Here is a 20877-nt window from a genome sequence, read left to right as displayed (position 1 = left end):
GCTCAGCCTTCCGCTCTCGTCCCGGCTTCGCTCACGGCCTTGCTCAGCGCATCGTAGCCGACCGCGCCGCTGATCGTCGCATCGCCCGTCACGAAGGCTGGCGTGCCGTTAAAGCCGAGCGCGCGGGCGAGGCTGAAATTGCGCGCGAGTTCGACCGAGACCGCGTCCGACTGCATGTCGGCGCGCGCGCGTTCCATGTCGAGACCGATTTCCCGTGCGACCGCCTCGGCGCTTTCCGGTCCGGCCGGGCCGCGCGCGAACATGGCGTTGTGAAAGGCGGCGTATTTGCCCTGCATGGCGGCGGCGAGCGCCATGCGCGCGGCCGCTTCGGAGCCTTCGAATTGCGGCATTTCGCGCAGCACCACCTTCAGTTCGGGATCATCCTCGATCAGGCGGGCGACATCCTCGAGGCTCGCTTCGCAATAGCCGCAATTGTAGTCGGAAAACTCGACCAGCACCTTCGAGCCCTGCGGGTTGCCGAGCACTGCGCCCGGGAAGGGTTCGTAGACTTCATCGCCAAGCTCGGCGAGGCGTTCGCGCGATTGTTCGGCTTGGTAGGCCTCGGCTATTTCCTGCAGCATGCTCGGATTGGCGAGGAGGTATTCGCGGGTGCGGCTGTCGGCCAGCCCCGCATAGGACCAGATCGCCGCCCCGAGAAACCCGAAGACGAGCGCGATGAGCGCGGTGAGAAGCGAGTTGCGAAAGCTGGCGGACATGATCTCGAGCGATGTTTGAAAGGGTTCGGGAGGGCGGCGGCGCGGCTAGCGCGAATCGCGCAGCCGTTCGAGAGCGGAGCGCGCCTGCAGGGCGATGTCCTGCGCGCGGATCCAGTCGGGCGTGCCGCGCGGCAGCGCCGCCTCGGCGGCCTGCGCGCTTCTCAGCGCTTCGGGATAGCGGCGCGCCATGACCTGCTGTTCAGCGCTGGCGAGGCGTGCACGGGCGATGTCGCCGCGCGCGGCATAAACCATGCCCAACTGGTACCACGCGAATGGATTGAGCCTGTCGCGCCCGACCGCCGCGCGCAGGACGCGCTCGGCCTCGGCGTAATTCGCCTCGTCCTCGGTCGCGATCAGCGCGTGGCCGAACATCGAGGCGATGAGCGGCTGGTTCAGCGTCAGCTCGGTCGCGCGGCGCAGGGGGACGAGCGCTTCGTCGGGGCGCCCGGATTCGAGCAGGACCTGCCCCTCGAGCTCGAGGAAATAGGGATTGTTCGGCTCCATCGCGAGCAGCGCATCGGCTTCGGCGAGCGCTTTCTCGACCCGGGCGTCCTTGTGCCAGGCATAGGCCCGCGCATAGCGCGCCGCGACGCGCATATCGCTGGGCGGATAGGCATTAAGGGTTCGCTCGGGCTCGGCGAGATAGCCGTAGAGCTTGGCCTGGACCCGCTCGAAACGCTCCTGCAGTTCCCGGTCTTCCGGCGCGTCCCAGGCTTCGTCCTGCTGGAGCAGGCCGCGAAGGGTCTGGATGCGGTCGCCCGACAGCGGGTGGGTGCGGCCATAAGCGGCCTCGTCAGCCTGGCTGTAGCCGCGCCTTATCTCGAAATTGCGGAGCTTCTCGAAGAAGGAGATCATGCCCTTCCCGGTGATCCCGGCGCCCGACAGGTAACGCGCACCGGCAAGGTCGGTGGAAGCTTCCTGGTTGCGGTTGAAGGCCAGGAAACTGCCCATCGCGGCCTGCTGACCCGCCATCATGGCGCCCATCGCGGCTTCACCCGCCCCTGCGAGCGCCGCGCCGACGCCGAGCAAGAGCGAAAGGATCGTGATGCCCTGCGCCGCCTTCACTCGCTCCTCGAAACGGACCACGTGGCCTGCGGTGATATGGCCGAGTTCGTGCGCGATCACGCCCTGAACCTCGTTCGCGGTGTCGGCGACCGAGAGCAGGCCGGTGTGGATGTAGACCACCTGTCCGCCCGCGACGAAGGCGTTGATCGAGGGGTCGTTGATGAGGACGATCTCGACGTTCTCGGGCTCGAGCTCGGACGCTTCGACCAGCGGGCGCGCCATGTCGGCGAGCAGCGCCTCGGTCTCGGCATCGCGCAGCACCGATTGCGCCGCCGCCTGCGTCGCCGCCAGCGCAAGGCTCGCAAGGAAGGCGAGCGCGTAAGCGAGCGGGCGCCAGGGGGCAGCTCGATATGACAGGGCCGGGAGGAGCGACATCGTGCGCGGGTTCTAGCGTGTTTGCGCCTGAACGGAAACTGAAAGCGAGCCGGTGCCCGCGGCCTCGCGGGCGAAGCGCACGATCCTTTGCGCGACGTCGCGCCGCCAGCGCCACGGCGCGGCGAGCGCGAGGAGCGGATCGTTGTGGTTCGCCTCCCGCAGGAAAAGCGTTTCGACCGGGCCGCCGGCCGCCTCGATCCGGCGGGCGAGTTCGCGGCTGTTGCGGGGCTTCACGAGATCGTCCGCCTCGCCATGGACGAGCAGGACGGGCGGGGCATCGCCGGTCACATGGGTCACGGGCTGGGTGGCCCCGGGATCGGGCGCAGCGCCGAACGCGGCTTGCGAGGAATCGCTCTCGAAGGGGTAGAAATCATACGGCCCGGCAAGACCGACCACGCCCGCGATCGCGTCCTGCGGCACACCCGCCTGCGCGAGCCAGCGCCGCTCCAACGCGGCCATCACGACATTGTAGGCCCCAGCCGAATGACCCGCGAGCACGATCCTGTCGGGATCGCCGCCATGGCGCGTGATGTTTTCGTGGGTCCAGCGGATCGCCGCGGCCGTGTCCTCGACCATGGCGGGATATTCCCCACCCGGAACGAGGCGATAGCCCGCCAGCACGACGACGAAGCCCTCCGGCACGAAGGCCCGCCCGACAAAACCGTAATCCTCCGGATCGCCCGATTTCCAGCTGCCGCCATGGACGAACAGCAGGACCGGGCGCGGCCTGTCGTCAGCAAGGCCCTCGGACACCTGGCAGGGGCCCCAGACGACGACTTTCTGATGCGGGTCGGGGCCCGTGGAGGCGATGCCGCGACGGCACGCATCGCGATCCTCGCCCGCGATGCGATCGATCGTGTCGAGCACGGCCGGGCCATTGCGCATGATCGCGACCTGCAGCGCCGCCCCGCCCAGCAGGAGGACGCCGAGCAGGATTCCGAGGCTCCACCACACTTTGCGCATTCTCCTTCTCACCCCGCTTCCGGCTCGCCTGGGCCGCTGCGGGGCACCTGGCCCTCGCTCGCCGTGCGTACGAGACCTTCGACCCCGCCTTCGAAATCGAGCCCGGCGGTTTCGAGAAAACGTGCCGCCGCGCGGTAGTCGCTCCCGGTCCAGAACGGCACCCCCGCCGCCTCTATCGCCGCCTTAGCGCGATGTTCCCCATCGGTCAGCGGCGCGCCCGCGACTTCGCGGATGAAGACCGCCGCGATGCGATCGGGATGGGCCTCGGCGATTGCGCCGAAGGCGAGGAGGTCGCGCTGCGTGTCGTCGCCGATCAGGGCGAAGCGGAGCTGCGGGAAAGTCGAGATTATGCGCCGGATCGCCTCGAGCTTGTGCGAGCCGTGCCCCTCCTTGCCCAAGGTGCGGCGATTGAATCCCCAGTCGCGCAGCATGACCGGACCCAGCGGCAGGCCGCGCTCGCGCTTGAAGGTGACGAGATAGGAAAACAGGTTCCACGGGCTCGAGGAGACGTAGAAGACCGGCCGCACCCGCGCCTGCGGGGCGATGGCGCCGATCGCCCCGCCCGCCTTTTCGGTCCCGTGCGTCCCGTGCGCAGACCCGCCAAGTGCGGTGAAGAAGCCGGTCGCGCCGGGGACGAGCACGCGCTCGCTCGGCATCTGGGCGAAGACCCGCTTCCAATTGCGGGCAATGGCGCGGAAATTGCCGGTGATCCCGGTTTCGAGGATGGTGTCGTCCACGTCCGAGATGATCCCCATGCGCGTCTCGCCTCCGGGCGCGAGGATATAGGCCGGCGCCTCGCCCGGCTCGCCCCGGTCGGGGCAGCGCCAGCGCAGGGTCGCGTGTTCCCACCGGGTGCGCGGGGCGGGCGGGCAGGCGGGTGCAATCGGCAGGTCGAACCGCACGAAGCCCTCGGGCCCGGTCACGCCCTCGCCGCGGATCACTTCGCCATTGGCGCAGTCATATACGATTTCGACTGACAGGCCCGGCACCTCGCGCGAGGCGTATTCGCCCAGCATCGTTGCGAAATCGCGCCAGAAGCTGCGCGCCTCGAAGACGGGTTCGCGCGCACGGATGGCGCGGGCACCCAGATAGAGATGCTCGGCGTTGCGATAGCCGAAAAACGGCTGCACGCGGACAGGGCCGCGCCGTGAGAACAGGCCGAGCAGCATTGCCGGCGATCTAGCCGCCCCGGGCGGCAAGGCCAAGGGGCGATGGCGGGGCCTTTCGCGGAGCGGGGGGTTCTACCCGACCATTTTCCTCGCCGCGCGCTCGATCAGGGGCACGTCCTCCTCGATCTCGCCGAGCAGGTGGACCGTCCCGGTCTCGTCGCGGCGGATCATCAGGAGGCCGAATTCGGGCCCGTCGGGCGACAGGTCCTCGAACATCAACGCTTCGAGCTCGCGCAGCTTTTCGGCGAGCGCCTCGCGCACGGCCTTTTCGGTCTCGACGGGCTTGCCCGCTTCCTCGCGGCGCAGGCGGCGTTCGGCCTGGACGACGGCCTTGAGGCCGCCCTCCACTTCGCCGAGGAAGCCCGCTAGCGCCCCGCGTTCGAGGCCGATTCGGTGGGCGTGGGAAAGGACGGCGGCATATTCGGTGAGCCGGGTCTTGTCGTAATCGCTGCCGAAGACGAGCTTGACCACCGGGGTCATCGGGGCGCGGTCCTGTATCGTCAGTCCGCTTTCGGCTACCAGCTCGGCGAATTCCTCCGGCGCGTCCTGGGCCGCGAGCGAGACGTCATAGGCGCGGCCGACCGCGGCATAGAGCGCGGTGCGGCTGCGATCCTCGCTCGCGCTCGCATTGCGCGCAAGCTCGCGGGCCGAGGCGAGGCAGTCGTGAAGGCCGCCATCCATCGGCAGGTCGGCAAGGTCGGGCTCAGCCTCGTTCCAGTCCTGCTCGGGTGCGCTGAAATCGCCGCCGTGGAAATTCTCGGGGTTGTAATCCTCGGGGTCGAAATGCTCGGCTTCGAGATCGATCGCCTTCTTGGCCGGGGCCTCGATGTAATCGGCGAGCGAGGCGAAGTTGTAGCTGACGTCGTCCTCGTCCTCTTCGTCGGGATCGTCGAGCGCATACTGGCCGAAATCGGGCATCGGCAGCTCGCGGCGCTGCGGATCGGCGAAATCTGGATCGATCTCGAAACCTGCGCCCAGATCGAGCACGCCCCCATCTTCGCCCCCGGCGTCTTCGCCATCTGCTTCGCCGGCGAAGACGTCGTCCTCATCCGTTTCCGAAGCGGGGGAATCCGCCCATTCGACCAGCGGATCGGCCGCGTGCACGCGCGGTTCGTCCTCACCGTGCGCGGTGCCTTCGTTCTCGAGCGCCTGGTCGATCTCGAGCAGGAGTTCGTCCGAAGTCAGCGCGTCCGCCATCTCCTTCCAGTTGATGACGCCATAGATGAAGTCGATCGTCTCGCCATCGCTCGAAAACGGAAGCAGGATACCGCGATAGAGGATTGAGCAGCCGCGCTGGTTCACGAATTCCGCTTCGAAGCCGATCGGGGCCTCGTTGGCGAGGATCTGCATGTAATGGTCGGTGATCCTGCTCAGCAGCGAGCGCGGCGGGACATCGGCGAGCGTCCGGATCGGACCTGCCGCGCCGCATTCCTCGCCCAGCCGGTCGCCGAGATATTGCACCACCGGATCGTCGATTCCGCCGGTGAAGTCGAGCAGCACGCTGTTGGGGCCGAAATCGGTCAGTTCCTCGGGCGACAGGTCCTCGATCGACGGGAATGTCTTTTCTTCGAGCAGGCTCGCCCAGTGATTGTAGGCGCGCACCTGCATGCGGCGCTCGTCCTGGCCGATCGCATGGGGAGGGACATCGCCGGACCGTTCGCTGTCATCGCCTTCGGACGAAGCCCGGTCGGCCGTTTCCTCGCTCGCGGCGTCGGCCCGTGCGTCGGATGGGCCGGTCGCCACCGGATCCGTCTCGCCCGGTTCGCCGGATTCGAACATGCCCCGCAGATTGTCCATTGCCCGTTTCCGCCCTTTCATAACGGCTGTTTCGAGCCGTTCTGGCGTTACGTGGTAAACATTGCGTTAAGTGCCGCGGGCAAAATCGGGGGCCGCGCGCCAGACCGGGGCTTACAGGAAATAGCGCATCGTGATGGCGATGTCCTGCCGCCCGGTCTTGTGCTCGAACACGGCGTCGCGGAATTTCGGCGGGGCCATCCTTACCGGCGCATCGCGCGAAAAGCCGTAGCCTTCCTTGGGCATCATGCCGAGCGCGCGGTCGGCCTTGCCGTTATCGTTCTCGTCATGCAGCAGCGCGACGGCGTATTTGCCCGGTTCGACCCCTGTGAAGCGGATAGTGACCGCTTCGCCCGCCTTGACGACCGTCCGGTGCGAGGCGGGATCCTTGATGCATTTGGGAAAGATCTTTTCCTCCGTCGTCATGCAGGCGCGCACCGTGCCCTCGGCGGAACGCAGGCCGGTGACGGTGATGACGACCTCGTCCGCCGCTGCGGGCAGCGCCGCGAACGCGCCGGTCGTCGCCGCCAGGATCGTGAGCGCTCTCACGATGCCTCGGGTCCGCGCGGCGGAGCCAGCGGAGCGGTTTTCGGGGCGACCGTGGCAGGCGCCGGCGCGCCCCGGCGCGCACCTGTGATGCGCCGCGACAGGCCCCGATCGGTCCCGCACAAATGGTCCCAGAACCGGAAATAGAGCCCGAAATTGCATCTGTAGTCCTCGTGATGCTTCTCGTGATGGCTCGCCGTTATCAGCCAGTGTCCCAACGCCGAGTGAACGAGGCGCCGGGGAAATATCTCCCAGCCCATGTGATTGGTCACGCCCATGATCGTGGCGATGCCCAGAACCACGCCGAGCATCGCGATATGGATCGGTACGATGAAGACAAGGAGGGGAATGAGGATCGCCCCTGTGAGCGATTCGACCCAGTGAAAACTCATCGCGGTCCAGGCGGTCGGCGGGCGGCTCTTGTGATGGACGGCGTGGGCGATGCGAAACAGGCGCGGTTCGTGCATGGCGCGGTGGGTCCAGTAGAACCACGTGTCCTGCACGAACAGATAGACGAAGGCCGAAAGCGGCAGATACCACAGCGGCAGCGCGGTGAAATCGGTGTAGACCTGGGTCCAGCCGAGATTGCGCCAGCTCCACAGCATCAGGCCCGCAGGCGTGCCGTAGATCGCCGCTGCGGTGAGCGACCACGCGATCTCGCGCCGGATCTGCGACCGCTGCTGGGCATAGAGGCCGGGGCGCACCCGCTCGGTCAGCCAGGAAAACAGCCCCGAGGCGAGGAAATAGCGCAGCGCCACCATCACGCTCGTCGCGAAGCTGGCAAACAGGAGAGCGACGAGAAGCGGCGTATCGGACCCGGGCATCGGGAGGGTATGGCCGATTTGTCCGCGCCGGGACAGCACCTTTGTGCGCCCCCGGCAAAATCGCCCGCGCAGCCCGGGAGCCTCAGGCGATCTCGCCGCCGAATTCGCTGCAATGCGCGTCCATGAGCACCGTGTGGCGCCGCATCGCGACCCGGGCGAGCCGTTCGATCTCGACCTTGCGCCGGGCGGCGGCGAGCGAATGGAGCGGGGCATGACGCAGGATCTCCGCGTCATAGCCGTCGGCGACGATGATCCCGCAGCAATCGGGCCGGTAGGCTTCGCCTTCGAGCGGGGAGCGGTCGAGCCCGGGCGGAACGCCCCAGAAGAAGCGGTCGCAATAGTCGAGGTAATCGGGCCACTTGCCATCGCCGAGAAGATCGCCGCGCGAGATCTTGATCTCGACGATCACCACCAGCCCCTTGGCATCGACGCCCATCAGGTCGGCGCGGCGGCCGTTCCTCAGCGGCATTTCGGGCAGGCACCAGATGCCGTTGCGGGCGAACAGGCGAGCGATCCCGCGCGCCACGTCGGACGCGATCGGGCCGGCTGGATCGTCGGCTGGATTGTCGGCTGGAGCAGAATCGGAAAGGCTTGCGATCGGGTCGGTCATGCCCGATTGCTGGAACAGAATGGGAACGCAGTCAAGCCGCCCGCCGTGTGGTCACGCTGTTTGGCGACAGGGGCCGCTCGCGCTGCGAGCGATCAGTCCCGATCGACCACGGCCAGCACGGCGTCGCGCGCGGCGTGGAATTCCCGCCACAGCGCCAGCGCCGGGACGGCGGCTTCCTGCCCGCGCTCGGTCAGGGTCCTGAGCGCGGCAAGGCCGGGCCGCATCATCGCGTCGATATCCTCGATCCCCTGCCAGGCCAGCTCGCGCTGCCATTCGCTCGCTTCGCCCAGCTGTGCGGAAAAACCGGCCACCGCGCCGCTTGCCGCTTCGGGGGCGAGCCCGGCGAGCGAAGCCAGCTGTCCGGCCTGCTCGTGAAGGTCACTCCAGCGCCTTGCAAGCGAGCCGAGCGGTTCTTTCGCGGCCTGCGCGCTTTCGCGCATCGTGCGGATCTGGTCGGGGGGAAGAGCAGACATGATGCACGGCATAGACGGCCGGGTATTGCCGATTGGTTAAGCTGGACCGTGCGTGGCTTGCGGCGAAATCCGCGACCACGATTATGCTGGCGAAGCGCAGCCCGGCTTGCTAAGCGCCCGGGCAAAGCCAATGCCAGCCCCTGGCGGCATCTGCGCACCCGTAGCTCAGCTGGATAGAGCGCTGCCCTCCGAAGGCAGAGGTCACAGGTTCGAATCCTGTCGGGTGCGCCAGCTTTTTCATAAACTTAATTGAAAATGCGTTGGCTTTTTGAGGCCGTGCTCCGGTGAATTGCCTTGCGAGCCCAATACCAGGCTCGTTTCTGTGCAGCCTCGAGTATCGTACGGTATGTACTCACTTTAGACACTCGGGCAGGTGGCGAAGCTATGCTGACGCGCGCTGTGGCCACGAAGCAGAAGCGAGTCGAGCCATACCGTAATGACGACATATGGGCCGGAAGCGGGCGGTCTGCTCTTGCGACAAAAACGACCATGACCGGACCGTGCGCTAGCGTTTAGAGTTTCGGACGCCCTAAGGCGTCGGAAAGTCGACGGTGCCCGAACCCGCGGGCCGCAAGCGGTGAGCTATGGGGATTTCGATTCCGGACCGGGCTGGGCGTCTGCTGACGGTGCCGATAAGCGGACGGGTCTGGGAGCAGCCCGTCCGACTTTAAAGTGACAAGGCAGCCGCGGGACGCCGGCTCGTCCGATTCTGGCGATGGGACGTCTGCTTCTGGACGGACGATATGCAGACGTCCTTCTCCCCGGAAGCGCGGTTGCGGTGAGGTCTGGCGGTGTCGAGCCGTGCCGAGTCACGACGCAAGCATCCCGGATGGGGCGATGGGGCATGGCGGGCCGCGCGGCAGATAGCGGCGTTCGATGGTCTCGATGATGATCGTGGTCCCGCCGCAGCAGGGGCATTGCCTAGGTTCGCAGGAAGGATTGTGCGCGGTCGAAAGGCGGCCGCGCGTGCGGTGGCTTCAGACCGCCCGCGGTGCGCGTGCTATGGTCGCGCGGGGCATGAAGACATGCGCGGCGGATGCGATCGCCGGGGTCAGCGTGCCCTGCGGCCGAATTGCGCCGCCGCCCTCACCCGCCTCGATCAGCCGCATGCAGGCCCCCGCGAACAATGCGCCCAGCGGCTGGTGCAGGGTCGAGATCGGTGGATGGCTGCGGGCAAGGCCGGACGTGTCCTCGAGCGCGAGCAGCGACAGGTCGCGCGGCACGGCAAGGCCCAGTTCGTGCGCGACCTGCAGCACGCCGAGTGCGACCGCCTCGGTCCCCGCGATGATCGCGGTCGGCCTTATCGTCGGCGCGAGCCAGCCGCGCGCGAGATCGATCGCGCCGGCAAGGTCGCGCGGCTCTTCCGAGACGAAATGGCGGTGCGCGCGGCTGCCCGCCTCGGCGAGCGCACGGCGATAGCCTTCGATCCGGCGGCGCGAGCGGACGATGTCGCCGTCGCCGGCGATGAAACCGACCTGGCGGTGCCCATGCTCGATCAGCTTGGCGGTAGCCGCTTCGCCGAAGCCCGCCTCGTCGAGGCCCGGCAGGACGCGGCCGTGTTCGTGCCGTTCGGCGAGGCACGCGGCCGCCAGCCCGCGCCTTTCGAGCATGTGGTGAAATTCCGCCCGCTCGTCGAGCGGGGGGAGCAGCACGATCCCGTCGGGCGTGAGCGATGTCAGCGCGGATGCGAGATCGCGCTCCTGCGATATCTGCTTAAACATCAGGTGGTAGCCCTGGCCGCTGCAGGCGGCGAGCCCTTCGAGCAGCATCCGGTCGAGCGGGAGGCGCCCGGCAAGCTCGCCAGCCGTTCCACCCTCAATCGCCGCGAGCAGAAGATAGCTGCGCGCCCCGCCCATCCGCCGCGCCGCCGCATTTGGGACATAGCCGAGCGTCTCGATCACCTGTTCGACGCGGGAGCGGGCCGATCCGCTGACATTGGGACTGCGGTTGATGACGCGCGAGACGGTCTGGCGCGAAACCCCCGCTTCGCGCGCCACGTCCTCGATGGTGATGTTGCCCCGGCCCATGGCAACGAGCCTCTTTCCTTTGCGACCTTGATAGGCCGATACCTTACAAAGGTTAGGAAATTAAGCCGGGCTGATCGTTCACACCGGCTTAATTCGGCCCGGTGGGCGCAATCGAAGCGTAGCAGCGGCTCCTGTTCGGGCCGAACGCGGCCCGAGCGCCGATCAATCGAACCCCCGCGCAAGGAATTCGAGCGCGCACCCCGCGAGCATGGCCGCGCCATTGGGCAGGGCGCTTTCATCGACATGCATGCGCGGGGAATGGATCGCGCAGCACTGGCTCCAGTCCTCGCCATCGGGGGCGACGCCGAGGAAGAACATCGCGCCGGGCACCTGTTCGAGGACATAAGAGAAATCCTCAGCCCCCATGATCGGCGCGGCGAGGTCGCGCCAGCCTTCCTCCCCGCCAAGGGCGCGGGCGACTTTTTCCCCCAGCGCGACCGCGCGCCGGTCGCAGATCGTCACCGGAAAGCCGGGAATGATCGCGCAGTCCGCCTCGACCCCGTGGGCGCGGGCGGTGTCGGCGGCGGTCGCGGCGACGAGCCGGTGCGCCTTTTCGCGGTGTTCGGGCGAAAGCGTGCGGATCGTGCCGGCCAGCATCGCTTCGTCGGGGATGACGTTGTGCGCGGTCCCGGTGTGGATCTGGGTGACCGTCACCACCACCGCGCTCGCCGCGTCGAAACGGCGGGTCACCATCGCCTGCAACGCGCCCACGATCGCGGCTGCCGCAGGGACCGGGTCGGCGCAGTCATGCGGCATCGAGGCGTGCCCGCCCTTGCCGCGCACGATGATGGTGAACTGGTCCGCCGCCGCCATCAGCGGCCCCGGCTTTCCCGCGAGCACTCCGTGCTGCGCATTGGGCATGATGTGCAGCGCAAACGCCGCGTCGGGCAGCGGGTCGATCAGCCCGTCCTCCAGCATGAAGCGCGCGCCGTGATGGCCTTCCTCGCCCGGCTGGAACATGAAATCCATCGTCCCGGCGATCTCACCGCGCCGCGCGCACAGCATCCGCGCGGCACCCGCGAGCATAGCGGTGTGCGTGTCATGCCCGCATGCATGCATCCGGCCCGGGATCGTGGAGGCGAAATCGGCCCCGCTCTTTTCCTCCATCGGCAGCGCGTCCATGTCGCCACGCAGGAGCACGCGGCGTTCGCCCGGCTTCCCCCCGACCAGCGTCGCGACGGCTCCCGTGGTCGAAGGGCCGCTGCGCCATTCGAGCGGCAGGTCCGCCAGCGCCTCGCGCACCTTGGCCATGGTCTTCGGGCAATCGAGACCGAGTTCGGGTTCGGCGTGGATCGCGCGGCGCAGCGAGACGATGCCGGGAGCGAGCGCGCGGGCGGATTCGAGAAGATCGGGGGCGAGCATGGTGCGATCCTATGCCGCCCGGGCGCGGCGATCCAGCCCCCTGGCGCTTTGGTTGTCCGCGCGCCTCGTCCCGGGCCGCCCGCGCGTCCGTTCACCCCGCGGGGTTCGCGCCCGGGCTTGCAATTCGCAGGGGCGCACCGATGTGTCCGCGCAACGTCGTTCGCATTGTTACAATCGCGGGTAAACATGGCAGTGGCATGGACGCTGCCTCACGTTTATAGGGGCCGGTCATGGCAACCTCGATCTACGAATTCGCGCAGCTTCCGCGCCGTGATGCCGCACCGGGCGAGCGTCCTGTGCGCTCGCGCGGGCGGCGCGTGCGCGCGCCGGGCGAGGCGCCGGTCGTGGGCGTGATCTACAATCCGCGCAGCCATCGCAATCGCGGGGCCGACCTCGACTGCTCGATCAGCCCGCATATCCATATCGCCCAGCCCGGCGACCGCAGCCAGCTGCTCGAGGCGCTTGCCGATCTTGCCGCGCGCGACATCGACCTGCTCGTCATCAATGGCGGCGACGGGACGGTGCGCGACGTGCTGACCTGCGGCGCGCCCCTGTTCGGCGCGGACTGGCCGCCGATCGCGGTGCTGCCCAAGGGCAAGACCAATGCGCTGACGATCGATCTCGGCGTGCCCAAGGACTGGAGCCTGCAGGCCGCGATCGAGGCGCTGGATACGGGCGGGACCGTGCGGCGGCGGCCGATCGCGATCGAATCCCTCGACGATCCGGCCTCGGCCCATGTCTTCGGCTTCATCTTCGGCGCCGGCGCCTTCACCACCGCGACCCGCGCGGGGCAGGTCTCGCACCGGCTCGGCGCGTTCAATTCGCTCGCGGTCGGTGCAACGGCGCTGTGGGCGCTCGCCCAGTCGCTTTTCGCCACCCGGAGCAATCCGTGGCGCAAGGGCGCGCGCATGACGATCCGGCTGGGCGCGAGCGGCGCGCCGCTGGGGCACAGCGGCAAGGGCGATCCCGAATATCGCCAGGCGCTGTTCGCCTCGACGCTGGAAAGGCTGCCTGCCGGGCTCGTCCCGTTCGGCCGGCTGCGCCACGGGCTGAAGCTCGTCGCGGTCGACCAGATCTCGCGCCTCACAACGCTCAGCGTGCCCGCCGTGGTGCGGGGGCGGTCCGTCAGTGGCCTGCGCGAAAAGGGCATCCACCAAATCGCCGCCTCGCATTTCACGCTCGAGATCGAGGATCAGTTCATCCTCGACGGGGAAGCTTTTCCGGCGGGCAATTATCGCATAGGCCAGGGGCCCGAACTCGAATTCGTCACCCCCTGAGGCCGGAGACAGCGTATGGCGGCCGAGGCCGGGCCGCGTGCGGCTCCCGACAGGTCGGTTCCCGATGACGACGCGCTGGCGGCGCGGATCGCAGCCCGGCTGGACGCGCCGGTCGATCCGGCCGTGCGCGCCTTCGCTGCGGCGCTGGGCGAGGAAGCGGGCGCGCGGGCGGTGCTGTTCTACGGGTCGAACTTGCGCACCGGATCGCTCGAAGGGGTGCTCGATTTCTACGTCCTGATGCCGGGAGCGGGGGCGGGCGAGGCTCGGGTCTGGCCGCGGGTGAGTTATCGTGAACGCTCGCATGAACCCGAAGCCCTGCGCGCCAAGGTCGCGACCATGCGGCTCGCGACCTTCGCCGAGGCGGCCCGCGCAGAGCGGCTAGACACGACGATCTGGGCCCGCTTCGTGCAGCCGAGCGCGCTGGCATGGGCCGCCGATGCCGCCGCTCGGGGCGACGTGACCGCCGCGATCACCGCCGCGGCGATCACGGCCGCGCGGCTCGCAGTCGCGCTCGGGCCGCAGGCGGGCACGGCGGGCGATTACTGGCGCGCGCTTTTCCGGGCGACCTATCGCGCCGAATTCCGGGTCGAGAAACCGGGGCGCGAGAACGATATCCTCGCGGTCAACGCGGACCATTTCGAAGGGCTTCTCCCGCTCGCGCTGGAGGCAGCGGGAATCGGCGTGGAGAAGGAGGGCACGCGGATCGTGCCCGCGATGGACCCGCGCGAACGGCGCGACGTGCTGCGCTGGTGGAAACGGCGCGAAAGGCTCGGCAAGCCATTGAATTTCGTGCGTCTCGTCAAGGCGAGCGCGACGTTCGAAGGCGCGGCGCGATATGCTGCGTGGAAGATCGAGCGCCATACCGGGATGCCGGTGGAGATCACGCCTTTCCGCGAACGTCACCCGCTGCTCGCCGCGCCGGGAGTGCTGTGGGCGCTGTGGCGGCACCGTCGGCGCTAGGGCCCTCGCCGCCGCCCGAGTCCCATCAGTCCATGTACCGCATCTCGATCGACAGGCGCGTGACGCCGTCGCCTGCGCTGAACGTCGTATCCTCGAGCGCGGGCGGGCGCGGAATGCCGAGGAAGGTCCTGATCACCGGATCGCCCGACATGCCCGCGCCATCGGTCGAAAAATCCTTCTCGCGGTTGCCGTTCGCATCGTGCTGCACCGCGATCGCGTATTTCCCGGCGCGCGGCAGGGGCACGCACGCATAGGTCACGCCCCTGTTCGGCCTCATGTCGATGCGGTGAATGTAGCGCCGCGAGCGCAGCCAGTCGCTGTCCTTGGCGAAATAGGTCCGCACGAACAGGTTGCCGCTGCCCGAGCGCAGGCCGGTGATGCGCAGGCGCACGGCAGGCCCCTTGCCCGGAGCGCATTGGGTCATGTCGTTGTCGATCTTGACGCCATAGGCCTGCTCGGCCGCGGCGGGCGGCGCGAAACCGAAGGCGAGCGCCCCCGCTCCGCCGAGCGCCGCGATGGCGGCGACGAGCGGGCGAGTGCCCTTGCGAAAGTGCGCCGAACGCGTGGAAATACCCCGTGAAATCATCATCTGCCCTGCCTGTGAAAATCCGTGCCGGCGGGCCGTCTTTTCCCGCGCCCGGCGCCCTGCCCTGTCATGCGGGCTCTGCGAACATGCATCGTTCCTGCCAGCGTCGGCGTGAATTGTGCCTTAACCGCGACCTTTACCCGATCTGGCGCCCGGTAAGCCCCGCCTTGGGGGATGATGGTGGAAAAGCCCGTTTGCCATGTTGTCGCCCGATTCGCCCCTCCGGTAATGCGAAGCTCGCGCGAGAAAGGGCGCGCCGCACACATTATGCCAGCACCTCTCATCTCTCCCTCGATCCTGTCAGCCGATTTCGCCCGGCTGGGAGGGGAGGTGCGCGCGATCGACGAGGCCGGGGCGGACTGGATCCATGTCGATGTCATGGACGGCCATTTCGTGCCCAACATCACGATCGGCCCCGCCGTCGTGAAGGCGCTGCGACCGCATACCGACAAGCCTTTCGACGTCCACCTGATGATCGCGCCGGTCGACCCCTATCTCGAAGCTTTCGCCGAGGCCGGGGCCGATATCATCACCGTCCATCCCGAGGCCGGGCCGCACATCCACCGCACGCTGCAGGCCATCAGGGCGCTTGGCAAGAAGGCGGGCGCGGTGATCAATCCCGGCACGCCTGTGGAGGTGCTCGACAACCTCATGGACCTCGTCGACCTCGTTCTCGTGATGAGCGTCAATCCCGGCTTCGGCGGGCAGAGCTTCATTTCCTCGCAGCTCGCCAAGATCGAAAAGGTGCGCGCGATGATCGATGCGACGGGGCGCGACATCCACCTCGAGGTCGATGGCGGGGTCAATCCCGAGACCGCGCGGCAATGCGTCGATGCGGGAGCCGACGTGCTGGTCGCCGGCTCGGCCACGTTCAAGGGCGGGGCCGGACAATACGCCGCCAATATCGCCGCCCTCAAGGGGGAGGCGTGATGGAAAGCCTCTTCGCGGGCCAGAAGGCGCCTTCGCCCGATGAGATCGAGGACCGGGCCGCCGCCGAGACCGAGGAGCCGGCCTTGCCCCTCGCGCAGCGGGCAGAGCCGGGCGTGCAGACCGACGCCGGGCAAGCGGAGCAGGCCTCTGCCCCGCCGGAAACCTCGCGCGCGCTCGCCCTCTCCGATGTGATCGCTCCCAAGGCGCGCGCCGGGGAGACGCTGATCCGCATGGCCTATCGCCTCGGCGTGCCCCGCCAGGCGCTCGCCGCACCGTTTCGCCGCGCCTCGCCGCTGCGCGTGCTGGCGACGGTCGAAGCCGCCGCGCCGGGCGACAGGGCCGCAGGGACCGCATTGAGGGCAGGGCATTTCCTCGTCCAGGGGGTCAAGCAGCCGATCGCCAGCCTCGATTTCACAGGCTCCACGCGCCTGTCGCCGGGGATCGAGCGGGCGATCCACTCCTTCTCCTGGCTCGCCGATCTCGCCGCCAGCGCGCCGCGCGCCGATTGCGTGCCCGTGGCCGAGCGGATCGCCAAAGCGTGGCTCGACGCCCACCGGACGCCCGCGCGCGGGACTCCGTGGGAAGTCGAGCTTGCCGGGCTGCGCCTAATGGCCTGGCTGGTCCATGCGCCGCTGGTCCTGTCGGGGAACGATCCCGGGCTCAAGCCGCGCCTGCTCGAGGCGATCGACGACACCGCCGACTGGCTCGACCGCAAGGCGGCCTCGGCCGGGGCCGGGCTGGGACAGGTCGCGGGCTGGGCGGGCGTCACCGCAGCGGGGCTGCTGCTGCCCGAAGGCCGCCCGCGCCGCCTTTATGGCGAGGCCCGCCTGATCCGCGCGCTGGGCGACATGGTGGGCGAGGATGGCGGCGTGCTCGCCCGCTGCCCGGCCGCGCAGATAGAGGCGATCCGCCTGCTGACCGACCTCATCGCCTGCTACGAGGCGGCCGAGGTCGAGGCCCCGCAAGCGCTGTTCGTCATGCGCGAACTGCTTGTGCCGCCGCTGCTCGCGCTGCGCCACGGAGATGGCGGGCTGGGCAGCTGGCAGGGACAGGGCGCGGTCGATGCGCACCGGCTCGCCGCGCTGATCGAGGCAACCGGCGTGCGCACCCGCCCGCTCGCCGAAGCGGGGCATTGGGGCTTTCACCGGCTGCGCGCACGCGACACGCAGGTCCAGATCGACGCCGCGCCGCCGCCGCGTGCGCGCCATGCGCGCTGCGGCTGCGCCTCGACGCTCGCCTTCGAACTGTCGGACGGAGCGGCGCGCGTGATCGTCAATTGCGGCGGCGCGGCGCTTGCCGGGGGTCAGGTTCCGGCGCGGATCGGGCAGGGGCTGCGCGCCTCTGCCGCCCATTCGACTCTGGTGCTCGACAATGCCAATTCGACCGCGGTCGAACTCCACGGCAAGCTCGGGCGCGGGGTCGAGACGGTCGAGATCGAGCGCCGCCTGCTGGGCGATGAGGGCCTGGACGGCGTCCGGATCGAAGCGAGCCATGACGGCTACGAAGCGCGCTTCGGCCTGACCCACCGCCGCGTCCTTTCGCTGCGCGCGGACGGGACCGAGCTTGCGGGCGAGGACATCCTCGTTCCCGCTGGGCGCAAGGGCAAGCGCGGCAAGATCGGCTTTGCGATCCGCTTCCATCTCGGCAAGGGGGTCGAGGCGCGTCTGTCGGAAGACGGGCGCGGCGCGAGCCTCCTGACCGCGGACGGGAAGCTCTGGCAATTCCGCCTGCGCGGCGATAGTGCCGCGGCGGGCGATATCGCTCTCGCCGTCGAGGACAGCCTGTGGGTCGATGGCGAGGGGCGCCCGCATCCGACCGAGCAACTCGTGATCGAGGGGCTGACATCGCGCGGCGGGGGGCAGTTCTCCTGGCTGCTGAGAAAGACGGGGTAGCATTTCGTGAGCATGGCGAAGATCAATCGGGCGCTGCTTTCGGTGTCCGACAAGACCGGCTTGGCCGAACTGGGCAAGGCTCTGAGCGCGCGCGGGGTCGAACTGGTGAGCACCGGCGGGACCGCGCGCACCCTGCGCGAGGCGGGGCTGGACGTGCGCGACGTGTCCGATCTGACCGGCTTTCCCGAGATGATGGACGGGCGGGTCAAGACGCTCCACCCCAAGGTCCATGGCGGCCTGCTTGCCCTGCGCGACAATGACAAACATCGCGCCGCGATGGCGGCGCACGATATCGGCGCGATCGATCTTGTCGTGGTCAATCTCTACCCCTTCGAAGCGACGGTCGCGAAAGGCGCGGACCGGGCCGAGATCATCGAGAACATCGATATCGGCGGGCCTTCGATGGTCCGTTCGGCGGCGAAGAATCACGGTTCCGTCACCATCCTCACCGATCCGGCCGATTACGGCGCGCTGGTGGAGGAGATGGAGGCCAATGACGGCGCGACCTCCGATGCCTTCCGCATCCGCATGGCCGGCAAGGCCTATGCCCGCACGGCCGCCTATGACGCGGCGATCGCCAGCTGGTTCGCGTTCGGGGACGCTTTCACCAACCCGCTCGGGCCGGAAGCGTTGCAGGCGACGCCTTTTCCCGCGACCATGCCGCTCGCATTCCACCGTGCCGACACGCTGCGCTACGGCGAGAACCCGCACCAGCAGGCCGCGATCTATGTCCCGCAGGTGACGTCGGGCGGCGTCCCGCAGGCGAGGCAATTGCAGGGCAAGGCGCTCAGCTACAACAACCTCAACGATGCCGACGCCGCGCTCGAACTGGTCGCCGAATTCACCGGGCAGGCACCGGCGGTGGTGATCGTCAAGCACGCCAATCCCTGCGGCGTCGCGCAAGGCGGCTCGCTGCTCGAGGCATGGGAAGCGGCGCTCCAGTGCGACAGCGTCTCTGCCTTCGGCGGGATCGTCGCGGTCAACACCGAGCTCGACGCAGCCACCGCGGAGGCGATCGCGGAAATCTTCACCGAGGTCGTGATCGCTCCCAAGGTGAGCGAGGCGGCGCGCGAGGTCTTCGCCAAAAAGAAGAACCTGCGCCTGCTCGAATGCGGGACGCTGCCCGATCCGCGCCGCGGCGGCTTTGCCATGAAGACCATCGCGGGGGGCATGCTGATCCAGTCGCGCGACGACGGCGCGGTGAGTGCTGAAGACCTGCGCGTCGTGACCAAGCGCGCTCCCAGCGAGCAGGAATTGAAGGACTGCCTGTTCGCCTGGACCGTCGCGCGCCATGTGAAATCGAACGCGATCGTCTATGCCAGGGACGGCGCGACCGCCGGGATCGGCGCGGGCCAGATGAACCGCCGCGATTCGGCGCGGATCGCCGCGATCAAGGCGCGCGAGGCGGCGGAGACATACGGCTGGGAAGAACCGCGCACGAAAGGCAGCGCGGTCGCGTCCGACGCGTTCTTCCCCTTCGCCGACGGGCTGCTGGCGGCAGCCGAGGCGGGGGCGAGCGCGGTGATCCAGCCGGGCGGCTCGATTCGCGACGAGGAAGTGATCGCCGCCGCCGACGAGGGAGGGCTCGCGATGGTCTTCACCGGAATGCGCCACTTCCGGCACTGATTGTGCCCTCAAGCTTCGCTGATTGAGGGAGGTCCCCGCATCCATCGGGCCCGCCGGGGCGTAGCTTCTGTCGACGTTCCAAAGAATGGTCGGAGCAGAACGAAGTCCAACGACGCGTTCACCGGATTGCAAGCCATCCTGCCGCATAACGCGCTTGCACAGGAAACGACCGAGACGACGAAAGACCCCTCCCATGCGCCTCTTCGCCAACGACCTCTACCGCAATTTCGCCATCGGTTTCGCCATCGCCGCGATCGGCGTGGGCATCGCGAACGCGCAAGCTCTGGGGAGCGAGATCGCCCCGCCCGCCTACGCGGCCGAGCCCCATGAGACGCCCCGGCCCGCCCCCGAATTCGTGATCGCTCCCTTCCCCGGAGAGGCCGATTGAAGCGCGTCCTCGCGCCTCTTGTCGCCGCTGCCCTCGCGATAAGCGGCTGCGCGGTTCCGGCACTCGCCGCCGAGGAGCCGGTGAACGCCCCCGCCGCCAAGCGCATTGCCAAGGAAGGCGCAGGCCTCAGGACCGCGATCTTCGCGGGCGGGTGTTTCTGGGGTGTCGAGGGCGTCTTCAGCCATGTGAAGGGCGTGAAATTCGCCGTCGCCGGCTATCACGGCGGCACGTCGAAGAACGCGAAATACCGGGTCGTCACCACCGGCATGACGAACCACGCCGAATCGGTGAAGATCACCTACGACCCCTACGAGGTGCGCTATGACGAATTGCTGCGCATCTTCTTCTCGGTCGTTGCCGATCCCACGCAGCTGAACCGCCAGGGCCCGGATGTCGGCTCGCATTACCGCACCGCGCTCGTGCCGACCAGCAAGGAACAGGAATCGGTCGCGAAAGCCTATCTCGCCCAGCTCGAAAAGGCGGGGATTTGGGATCGCCCGATCGTCACGAAGATAGAAAAGCAGCGCGGCTTCTACCCGGCGGAGGGGTATCATCAGGACTTCATGGCGAAGAACCCGCGCCACAGCTACATCCTGCGCTGGGACCGGCCCAAGGTCGAAGCGCTGAAGGCGATGTTCCCGCGCGATTACCGCGCCGACTTCCTGCGCGACGGCCCGCCGGACGCCTAGGCAGCCTACTGCGCAACGCCGGTCACAAGCCGCTTGGCGAAGCGTGCGCGTGAAGCCTATATGATCATCATGGCACAGCACGCACACACCCATGCGCCCGGCGCCCACGAGCCCGGCAATCACGCGCATGTCGAGCATACCGGCGAGAGCCTTGTCGCCGCCGCGCGCGCCGCGCTGACGGAGAGCGGCGAACAATGGACGAGCATGCGCGAATCCGTATTCGCCGAACTCGCGCGGCACGACCGCCCCGTCTCGGCCTATGACATCGCCGACAATCTCTCGACCGCCCGCGGCAAGAGGGTCGCGCCGAACAGCGTCTATCGCATTCTCGACTTGTTCGTGGCGAACAACCTTGCGATGCGGGTCGAAAGTTCTAACGCCTATCTCGCCAACAGCCATCCGGGCTGCGAACACGACTGCATCTTCCTCGTCTGCGACGAATGCGGCGAAGCCACGCATGTCGACGACGAGAATGTCAGCCAGACGCTGCGCGCGCTGGCAAAGTCCGAAAGCTTCAAGGTCGAGCGTCCGGTGCTCGAGATCCGCGGGCTGTGCGCCTCCTGCGCCTGAGGCGCGTCCCCTTCCCAATGTCCTGTTGCAACGTC

The 20877-nt window shown here is 68.2% G+C and carries 20 protein-coding genes and 1 tRNA gene; 9 read left to right on the top strand and 12 right to left on the bottom strand.

Annotated features, from left to right (window positions below):
• Positions 1 to 2: 2 nt before the first annotated feature.
• From Ga0102493_RS15145 to Ga0102493_RS15105, 9 genes are all read right to left on the bottom strand, one after another.
• Positions 3 to 716 (bottom strand): DsbA family protein, encoded by a 714-nt coding sequence (locus tag Ga0102493_RS15145; RefSeq protein WP_034902534.1) that lies wholly within the window; start codon positions 714 to 716, stop codon positions 3 to 5.
• A 45-nt stretch (positions 717 to 761) separates the two neighbouring features.
• Positions 762 to 2156, bottom strand: a complete 1395-nt coding sequence (locus Ga0102493_RS15140; RefSeq protein WP_051697806.1) for a M48 family metalloprotease — start codon at positions 2154 to 2156, stop codon at positions 762 to 764.
• Between the two features lie 12 nt (positions 2157 to 2168).
• Entirely contained in the window at positions 2169 to 3119 is a 951-nt protein-coding gene (locus Ga0102493_RS15135; protein WP_051697805.1) for an alpha/beta hydrolase, read from the bottom strand.
• An 8-nt stretch (positions 3120 to 3127) separates the two neighbouring features.
• Positions 3128 to 4288 (bottom strand): phosphatase domain-containing protein, encoded by a 1161-nt coding sequence (locus Ga0102493_RS15130; protein ID WP_051697803.1) that lies wholly within the window; start codon positions 4286 to 4288, stop codon positions 3128 to 3130.
• 72 nt (positions 4289 to 4360) lie between these two features.
• Entirely contained in the window at positions 4361 to 6085 is a 1725-nt protein-coding gene (locus Ga0102493_RS16430) for a PAS domain-containing protein (RefSeq protein WP_034902532.1), read from the bottom strand.
• Positions 6086 to 6196: 111 nt separating this feature from the next.
• Positions 6197 to 6631 carry a DUF2141 domain-containing protein gene (locus Ga0102493_RS15120; protein WP_081845588.1) on the bottom strand — a complete coding sequence of 145 codons (435 nt, stop codon included), beginning with the start codon at positions 6629 to 6631 and terminating at the stop codon, positions 6197 to 6199.
• Positions 6628 to 7452 carry a sterol desaturase family protein gene (locus Ga0102493_RS15115; RefSeq protein WP_069297570.1) on the bottom strand — a complete coding sequence of 275 codons (825 nt, stop codon included), beginning with the start codon at positions 7450 to 7452 and terminating at the stop codon, positions 6628 to 6630. The genes Ga0102493_RS15120 and Ga0102493_RS15115 overlap by 4 nt, the downstream gene beginning before the upstream one ends.
• 82 nt (positions 7453 to 7534) lie before the next feature.
• Complete coding sequence (locus Ga0102493_RS15110; RefSeq protein ID WP_034902529.1) at positions 7535 to 8062, bottom strand: MmcB family DNA repair protein; 528 nt, start codon at positions 8060 to 8062, stop codon at positions 7535 to 7537.
• Positions 8063 to 8154: 92 nt separating this feature from the next.
• Entirely contained in the window at positions 8155 to 8535 is a 381-nt protein-coding gene (locus Ga0102493_RS15105; RefSeq protein ID WP_034902526.1) for a hypothetical protein, read from the bottom strand.
• Between the two features lie 154 nt (positions 8536 to 8689).
• On the opposite strand from Ga0102493_RS15105, the gene Ga0102493_RS15100 reads away from it, so the two are divergent.
• Positions 8690 to 8766 (top strand) — tRNA-Arg (locus Ga0102493_RS15100).
• Between the two features lie 746 nt (positions 8767 to 9512).
• Here Ga0102493_RS15100 and Ga0102493_RS15095 read toward each other — a convergent pair.
• Positions 9513 to 10562, bottom strand: a complete 1050-nt coding sequence (locus tag Ga0102493_RS15095) for a LacI family DNA-binding transcriptional regulator (protein ID WP_034902523.1) — start codon at positions 10560 to 10562, stop codon at positions 9513 to 9515.
• A gap of 162 nt (positions 10563 to 10724) precedes the next feature.
• The gene (locus Ga0102493_RS15090) at positions 10725 to 11924 is read right to left on the bottom strand and encodes a M20 metallopeptidase family protein (protein ID WP_034902520.1); all 1200 of its coding nucleotides are present in this window, start codon (positions 11922 to 11924) and stop codon (positions 10725 to 10727) included.
• Between the two features lie 230 nt (positions 11925 to 12154).
• On the opposite strand from Ga0102493_RS15090, the gene Ga0102493_RS15085 reads away from it, so the two are divergent.
• A complete protein-coding gene (locus Ga0102493_RS15085; RefSeq protein WP_034902518.1) occupies positions 12155 to 13201 on the top strand; it encodes a diacylglycerol/lipid kinase family protein in 1047 nt (348 codons plus the stop codon).
• 15 nt (positions 13202 to 13216) lie between these two features.
• On the top strand, positions 13217 to 14161 hold the full coding sequence (locus Ga0102493_RS15080; protein ID WP_051697801.1) for a hypothetical protein: 945 nt from the start codon (positions 13217 to 13219) through the stop codon (positions 14159 to 14161).
• Between the two features lie 25 nt (positions 14162 to 14186).
• Here the strand turns inward: Ga0102493_RS15080 and Ga0102493_RS15075 are convergent, their stop codons facing one another.
• A complete protein-coding gene (locus Ga0102493_RS15075) occupies positions 14187 to 14750 on the bottom strand; it encodes a DUF2141 domain-containing protein (protein WP_150132498.1) in 564 nt (187 codons plus the stop codon).
• A 264-nt stretch (positions 14751 to 15014) separates the two neighbouring features.
• Between Ga0102493_RS15075 and rpe the strand changes: the two genes are divergently transcribed.
• The 6 genes from rpe (at position 15015) to Ga0102493_RS15045 (ending at position 20842) form a co-directional block, all read left to right on the top strand.
• On the top strand, positions 15015 to 15677 hold the full coding sequence (rpe, locus tag Ga0102493_RS15070; RefSeq protein WP_034902902.1) for a ribulose-phosphate 3-epimerase: 663 nt from the start codon (positions 15015 to 15017) through the stop codon (positions 15675 to 15677).
• On the top strand, positions 15677 to 17569 hold the full coding sequence (locus Ga0102493_RS15065) for a heparinase II/III family protein (protein ID WP_081845587.1): 1893 nt from the start codon (positions 15677 to 15679) through the stop codon (positions 17567 to 17569). Before rpe ends, Ga0102493_RS15065 begins: the two co-directional genes overlap by 1 nt.
• A gap of 12 nt (positions 17570 to 17581) precedes the next feature.
• Entirely contained in the window at positions 17582 to 19195 is a 1614-nt protein-coding gene (gene purH / locus Ga0102493_RS15060) for a bifunctional phosphoribosylaminoimidazolecarboxamide formyltransferase/IMP cyclohydrolase (protein WP_034902515.1), read from the top strand.
• Between the two features lie 193 nt (positions 19196 to 19388).
• Positions 19389 to 19583 carry a hypothetical protein gene (locus tag Ga0102493_RS15055; protein ID WP_034902511.1) on the top strand — a complete coding sequence of 65 codons (195 nt, stop codon included), beginning with the start codon at positions 19389 to 19391 and terminating at the stop codon, positions 19581 to 19583.
• The gene (msrA, locus tag Ga0102493_RS15050) at positions 19580 to 20272 is read left to right on the top strand and encodes a peptide-methionine (S)-S-oxide reductase MsrA (RefSeq protein ID WP_034902508.1); all 693 of its coding nucleotides are present in this window, start codon (positions 19580 to 19582) and stop codon (positions 20270 to 20272) included. Before Ga0102493_RS15055 ends, msrA begins: the two co-directional genes overlap by 4 nt.
• Positions 20273 to 20341: 69 nt before the next feature.
• Complete coding sequence (locus Ga0102493_RS15045) at positions 20342 to 20842, top strand: Fur family transcriptional regulator (RefSeq protein WP_034902897.1); 501 nt, start codon at positions 20342 to 20344, stop codon at positions 20840 to 20842.
• The last annotated feature ends 35 nt before the right edge of the window (positions 20843 to 20877 follow it).

The sequence above is a fragment of the Erythrobacter litoralis genome (genome assembly GCF_001719165.1).
Classification (GTDB): Bacteria; Pseudomonadota; Alphaproteobacteria; order Sphingomonadales; family Sphingomonadaceae; genus Erythrobacter; species Erythrobacter litoralis.
This window is presented reverse-complemented; position numbering and strand designations above follow the sequence as displayed.